Source organism: Fulvivirga sp. M361, from assembly GCF_007097395.1.
GTDB lineage: Bacteria > Bacteroidota > Bacteroidia > Cytophagales > Cyclobacteriaceae > Fulvivirga.
On sequence record NZ_VKDC01000010.1, the window covers coordinates 169258 to 175682 of the forward strand.

A 6425-nucleotide genomic window follows, 5' to 3' on the forward strand; every position below is an offset into this window, starting at 1 on the left:
ATGTCATTGAAATGTGGATAGCTGATCACCCATAGTACTGTAACCATATCTGTTAAGTACCTTCTGACCTTGATCAGAAAGAAGAAAGTCATAAAATTGGCGTGCCTCCTCGCTGAAGGCGCTTTCATTATTGATCAATACCACGCCTTGTTCAATTTTGTCATACAATCGTTCATTGATCGGAATCCATTTGCCTTTGCCTTTCATCTTTTCGGATAAAACTACAGACATCGCCGTGAAACCAATTTCAGCAGCTCCTGACACAATGAATTGATTAGTTTGGGAGATACTTTCGCCATATATTAGCTTTTCCTCAACTAGTCCGTAGATATTACTGTTTTTCAACACAGTTACAGCAGCTCGTCCATATGGAGCAATTTCAGCATTGGCTATCGCTATGTGTCTGATATGACCTTGTGTAAGAGCATTAATATCAGGCTCAAAGCCATCGGTCATACTCCATAACACCAATTTGCCGTAGGCATATACACTGGGTTGTGTCGTCGTAAGACCCAAATCGAATAATTCCGTTGGATATTTCATATCTGCTGACATAAATACATCATAAGGAGCGCCCGCTTTTATCTGTGCCATTAATTTCCCTGATGAACCTGTTACCAGGGCACAATCTATTCCGGTGGAAGCTGAAAAGACCTGAACCAGTTCGCTCATCACAAACCGCATATTAGCTGCGCTGGCCAATGTAAGTTTTTGAGTTTCCCGGGTGCCACAACCAGATAGCATCACCAAAAGCAGCAATCTCCACATCAGCTTTTTTCTCATTGGCTTTGTACTTTGCTAATAAACCTAATAGAAAAATATTATATGTTTAAAGTGTTGTCTACAATACTTTTTCAAGCAAACGGACACATTGAATCATCATTTCAAAAATCGTTGACAATATCTTCAACTACTTGTTTTTTTTCCTCCTTTACCCGTTTTACCATAAGATGCGAAAAATAGATCATTTCAATCTTACTTTTCGAGTGAGATCCATAAGAGAGCGTTAAATTATCTGTAGTCCAATAGTAGTTTTTCGACCCGTAAGAATAAGAAGGCTCACCAAAGGCTTTTTTAAATCCTTTGTATAGGTTAGGATCTTTTTCTGTAACAACTCTTATCTCATAAATGGAGTCCTTATAGGTCATAACCTGCAGGTCGTGGATCTTAAGGTTTCCGATCCGTTCATAGTGTTCTTTTTTTGGCACGTACATTTTTGCCCCTATGAATATGTCGTGCGATACTTCTTTTTTAAACTCTAGCCCTTCATAAGAAGAAATAGCGCTCGTCATTTTGATGTCCTTAAAGCCATTACGTCTGTCCAATTCCTCAACGCCTTGTGCAATCGAAGGTACCGCCACGCTCGAAACCAAAGCAAAAACAATTATTTTGACCATGTGGATACAGGTTTTTTTATGATTCATTCTGGCATGAAATTAATGAATACACTGAAACTTTTTAACTCCCATCAAAGTTTATGCCTATATTTAGAAAGGCATGATCAACGACGATTTATATAAAAAAACAAAAGTTCTCCTTAAGCAATTGAATTACTTTATCATTCATGTGCTCGTTTTCATGTTATTTAATGCGCTGTTAGTAAGTGCTTTTTTCAATCGTAGTACTAACAGCCGATGGTGGGTACTCAGTTTCGTAGTGTTTTGGGCAGTTGCTTTAATCTATCACGGAATGCGGTTGAATGGAGTTGATCCATTTAACCGTAAAAACAAAAGAACCAAGTTACTATGGAGCTTGGTCCTTAAGCTTTCAGGGATATAGTTTAACTCCCTTCGCAATAAAATCTATTTAGTTCACGGTCACCACTTCCATAACGTTCTTGAGCATTTCATTGCCAAACTCTTTCTGGATGGCCCCTAAGTTAACGCTTACTCGTATGGCCTTCAGGCCTTGTGCCCCTTGTAGCTCTTCTAACTCTACATGCTCCACCTCTTCACTTAAATAACCGATAGATTGCAGGTATTTAATGTACTTGTCATATTCCGTTGCTTCACGTTGCCCCGTGTAAACAATGGCAATTTTCCCCGGCTGCGTAAGCCGTTCTTTGCGATTTTTAATATAAGCCTTATCTATACGTTTCTTTACAATCTCATAACGGATATTATACGCCCCATCTACATCAAAATGCTTCTCATCTTTTCTAAAGCGAATAGCCAATGGCTCACCGTGCACCAGTATTAACTGTGCTATATCCAGTTTTTTAGGTAGGTCATTTTTTAACTTTTCCACCTTTATGGCTATTTCACACATAATAAAGAGCTGCCAAAGCCTGAAATTACGCAAATAGATATGATCAAAGGTCTTGCCCTTAACCAAAGATTGTCCGAGATACATGTTATACTCGACACCATCTGTCTTATACTTTTCAAAATAGTGCGGAAAGATCTCTTGTGCCTGTTGCTCTACATTATCTAAATGAGTAGATATACATTCATTGATGGTCATAAGGCTTGTCTCAAAATTCCTCCTTTTATCATAGACCACACCCAGCAATGGATCAAGCTCGCCCTCATATTCATCGATCACCAGCTTAAGCATATCATCTTCGTTTTTGAAGTGATTAAAAGTAGGTTGTATTTCGTTTTTCAGAAAGTTGAGTACTTCGGATTCATCTCCTGAATTCAAACCGGACGATATTTTGTCTATCTCCGTATCTACACGGTAGTTGATCTCATCGAGAATAGGCATTTTTTTATATTCCAGGATAGTAGAGATCACTCTTTTAGCCTCTCTGAGGTTCCGCATAAGATCTTGTTGTATTGCTTTACTTCGTTCTACGGAGGAATTCCGTATGTCTGCCATACCGAACAGCGGATATACTTCTTTGAAAGTAATGTCATCCAACGTGGCTCTGGTACCTAATCTCCTGGCATTAAGTATGTCATAGCCCGCTTCCAAAAACTTCCATTCTACCGTTGGATGAATGGCAGTACACTCTTTCTGGATCAGGGCCCTTACCTCTGTTTGCATTTCCCCTAACACACGCTCCACTGCTGAGGTGAACATGGGTAAAATGTTTTCTAACCTGCCTGCATTCACGGGGTTCAATTTACCGGGATAAGGTGTTACAAGCTCCAATATCCCTACTACATTATCTCCGGTCATTAAAGGCGCAATGGCCACGTTTTTAAATCCCTTTTTCAGTATTTGTTTTTCGATATGGGTTTTTTCCTTAATGCTTTCCAGGTTTTCTATGATTACCGGTCGCTTCGTTTTACGTACTTTTTCGTAAATGGAACCTTCAAAGTAATCACAGGTCAATCCACAGTTGTCTTCCGGCATGATCAGGCTTTTCCACTCACTGGCGCCATAATTGGTAATGATGTTGTTATTACTATCATAATAGGCAATACCCAACTCCATTTCCGGTAAGCTGAAAATAGACCGAAGACGCTGCTGAATAGCCAAAAAATTGTGCTCACAGGTAATAGCATCTTTTCGTAACAGGTAGTATTTGATATCGGAAAGCATTTCTTCCGTGGTAACATCCACTAGTTTGAAAATAGTAAACCCTTGGAATTCAAAATTTTCAGGACGCAAATGCTTTAACCATAGTTCCGTATCATAAAGGTTCTCCAATAGGTGTTGCACTGTTGCTCCATCAATAGGATCCAACTCACCTTTAGCTACCACATCGGTAAACTGAGTATTCATGTCCACTTTGTAGATCTTTTTAAGACCAGTGTCTTTATGAGGTACGGTGATGACAATCGGTACGTCAAGATCAATATGAGTACCATAGAACTTGTTGAGAATAATAAGACAGGCATGCATTATTTTGCCTGCTTTCATATCATTACCCGGTATATTTATCGTAAGGTCTTCTCGTATCTCATTAAATGGTAAGATCTCCTGGTAACCCGGAGTACTGTAAAAACCTTGTATGTCAAACGGAATAAGCGCGCCGGACAGTTCTGTCTCGAGTAGCGCAGGGGGAAAAATAACGCTCATCAATAGTCCTAACAGTTCCTGATGTTTATCCAGAAGAGCCAAATCACGTACCGGCTGTCTTAGTTCAGGTGCATTATTGATCATTTCAAGAATATGATCAGCCGGGTATCCGCTAAATACGGATTTACCTTTAAGGTTTTCCTCCCAATACGTTAGCAGGCTAGAAAGATTGAGCACAGTCTCGAAAGGAAATTCGTTATGTGCATCAGCAGTAAATTTATGATCCATATCAGTGAGAGTGAGAGTTACAGTAATAATAAGAAACGGTATCCTAACACAATAGGTTTACTTTTGGTAACCAAAATCACAAAAGCACATCTTCCACCGGTTCCACTTTTGGAGGCAGTTCCTTCTCTCCTAACATTTCTCTTAAATCGATTTCTATAGTACGGCTAATAGCGGTCATAGGGACATCATTGACATAGTTTTCAAAAGGATCTTCACTATTATCACCTACGGCCTCCATAGTAGTAAATATCCATGAGATGAGTATTGAAGCCGGTACTGTTAGCCAGATCATCGTTCCGTTGGCTATTTTGTGAAATTCTTCCACCAAACCGAGTGGTAACAAGATGACGAATATCCACACAAACACGGTGCTGAAAAAAGCGTATTGACGCGGAAAAGGAGTGTTTTTAATACGTTCGCATTTTCCTTGAAGGTTGTAAAACTCTTCCAGTGTACGCATCATCTCGATCTGTTGAAAATCATTGACCAGTCCATCTCGATGTATTTCCTTAAGCGCTTCACCCTGACGCCGATTCAATTGAGTGGCAGCATTGACTTTGTTAATAACATCCAGGTATTCTTTTTCCTCCAAAAAAGTGGAAATGTGCTTGATGCAGTCACGATCGTTAACCAGTTTGAAGTCCGGCACATGGGTAAGATTATTTCGATCAAAGATCGTCGTTCTGCGTAACTGGATACGCAAAGCATTGATCCATGATATATGCCGGTAAATCAATTGTTGCCGAATAGCTTTTATACCTTCAGCGTCTGTCGCTCCTTTTGTAGTATGATCAGCTACATAGGTAAGCACCTGGTTGGCCCAGGTACGGCTATAATTTACAATACCACCCCAGATCTTCCTGCCTTCCCAAAACCGGTCATACGACTGGCTATTTTTAAAACCAATATAAAACGCAACGGCCGTACCTATCGTACCCACTGGTAAAAAAGGTATGCCGATGGTAATTGCCAACGACTCTGCATACTTGTAAGCCACCACCACTACAATAGACCAAACAGTAAAAACGATCAGGTTTTTCCATGCGAAACGAAATACAACGTTCCACTTAATATTTCTTCTTACATACATATTTTAAAAATAGCAGGTACTAACGTACTAAAGTCTATTTTCATAACGAATTTTACCGTTGAATACAGCCTTATTTATGATGGAATACAAACAACTGGGTAACTCCACTTTACGGATCAGTCGTATTGGTTTTGGTGGTATGTCTCTTGTCAAAGGGCATAAGGCAAATGAAATGTTGCTGAGAAAAGCCTTTGATCACGGCATTAATTATTTTGATACGGCAGACCTGTATCATCACGGCGAAAATGAAGAAGAACTAGGCAGAGCTCTCAAAACAATAAGAAAAGAAGTGCACCTAGCCACAAAGGTGGGTAATGTATGGAAGAAAGATCGTGGTGAATGGGAATGGAATGCCTCAAAGAAGTACATCCTCAAAGCTGCTGACCTTAGTTTGAAAAGACTCCAAACAGATTACATTGACCTTTATCAGCTTCATGGTGGTACATTGGATGATCCTTTTGATGAGACATTAGAAGCGTTTGAACTTTTGAAGCAACAGGGGAAAATTCGGTATTATGGAATATCTTCTATCCGGCCTAATGTCATCAGAAGATGGTTGGATCATAGTAAGTTAACCAGTAACATGATGCAGTACAGTCTTTTAGATCGCAGGCCAGAAGAGGAATGCCTGGACTGGCTGAAGCAGCGATCGGTAGGTGTAGTTGTGAGAGGTGGATTAGCTAAGGGGTTATTGGTCAATAAGCCTTCAAGGGCTTATCTGAACTATTCTCCGGAAGAAGTAAAAAGGCTACAGGAAATGGTTAACGAAGTAAGTAAGGAGCGATCTATGGCTCAGACCGCGCTGCTTTTTACGCTGGCCCATGGAGGGGTGACTTCAGCTGTTGTTGGTATACGTACTGAAGAACAGCTTATAGATGCAGTAGGCACGTTTGACAGCAAGCCGTTGACCTTCGAGGAATACGAAATGTTAAAATGGATTATCAAGCCGAACAAGTATGAACAACATCGACTGTTGTAGCACCCTACCAGGGATGATAAAGAAAGAATATAGTGAAAGAGGGTGTCTCAAAAGTCACCTTCTTTTTATGGTAAAGAAAGTAAAGGCCGATAGCGAGAAGCTGTCGGCCTTTTTGATGACTAAGGGTTAACTTAGTGTTGTGTGTACTACTTCAAATCT

At 40.0% G+C, this 6425-nt stretch carries 6 protein-coding genes; 2 read left to right on the top strand and 4 right to left on the bottom strand.

The genetic code is table 11. From position 1 onward, the window contains the following. Positions 1 to 3: 3 nt before the first annotated feature. Positions 4 to 783, bottom strand: a complete 780-nt coding sequence (gene modA / locus FNH22_RS14070) for a molybdate ABC transporter substrate-binding protein (protein ID WP_143399034.1) — start codon at positions 781 to 783, stop codon at positions 4 to 6. 101 nt (positions 784 to 884) lie between these two features. Continuing rightward, positions 885 to 1397 carry a hypothetical protein gene (locus FNH22_RS14075; RefSeq protein WP_143399035.1) on the bottom strand — a complete coding sequence of 171 codons (513 nt, stop codon included), beginning with the start codon at positions 1395 to 1397 and terminating at the stop codon, positions 885 to 887. A gap of 100 nt (positions 1398 to 1497) precedes the next feature. On the opposite strand from FNH22_RS14075, the gene FNH22_RS32925 reads away from it, so the two are divergent. Then, positions 1498 to 1779, top strand: a complete 282-nt coding sequence (locus tag FNH22_RS32925) for a 2TM domain-containing protein (protein ID WP_143399036.1) — start codon at positions 1498 to 1500, stop codon at positions 1777 to 1779. A 27-nt stretch (positions 1780 to 1806) separates the two neighbouring features. On the opposite strand, the gene FNH22_RS14085 is transcribed toward FNH22_RS32925, so the two are convergent. Continuing rightward, a complete protein-coding gene (locus tag FNH22_RS14085; RefSeq protein ID WP_143399037.1) occupies positions 1807 to 4197 on the bottom strand; it encodes a GAF domain-containing protein in 2391 nt (796 codons plus the stop codon). 76 nt (positions 4198 to 4273) lie between these two features. After that, a complete protein-coding gene (locus FNH22_RS14090) occupies positions 4274 to 5287 on the bottom strand; it encodes a bestrophin family protein (protein WP_143399038.1) in 1014 nt (337 codons plus the stop codon). 76 nt (positions 5288 to 5363) lie between these two features. On the opposite strand from FNH22_RS14090, the gene FNH22_RS14095 reads away from it, so the two are divergent. After that, entirely contained in the window at positions 5364 to 6266 is a 903-nt protein-coding gene (locus FNH22_RS14095; protein ID WP_255518057.1) for an aldo/keto reductase, read from the top strand. Positions 6267 to 6425: the final 159 nt, after the last annotated feature.

Coding starts and splice junctions, on each gene's coding strand:
- FNH22_RS32925 (WP_143399036.1), top strand. CDS start 1,498: ATGATCAACGACGATTTATATAAAAAAACAAAAGTTCTCCTTAAGCAA.
- FNH22_RS14075 (WP_143399035.1), bottom strand. CDS start 1,397: ATGGTCAAAATAATTGTTTTTGCTTTGGTTTCGAGCGTGGCGGTACCT.
- FNH22_RS14085 (WP_143399037.1), bottom strand. CDS start 4,197: ATGGATCATAAATTTACTGCTGATGCACATAACGAATTTCCTTTCGAG.
- FNH22_RS14090 (WP_143399038.1), bottom strand. CDS start 5,287: ATGTATGTAAGAAGAAATATTAAGTGGAACGTTGTATTTCGTTTCGCA.
- modA (WP_143399034.1), bottom strand. CDS start 783: ATGAGAAAAAAGCTGATGTGGAGATTGCTGCTTTTGGTGATGCTATCT.
- FNH22_RS14095 (WP_255518057.1), top strand. CDS start 5,364: ATGATGGAATACAAACAACTGGGTAACTCCACTTTACGGATCAGTCGT.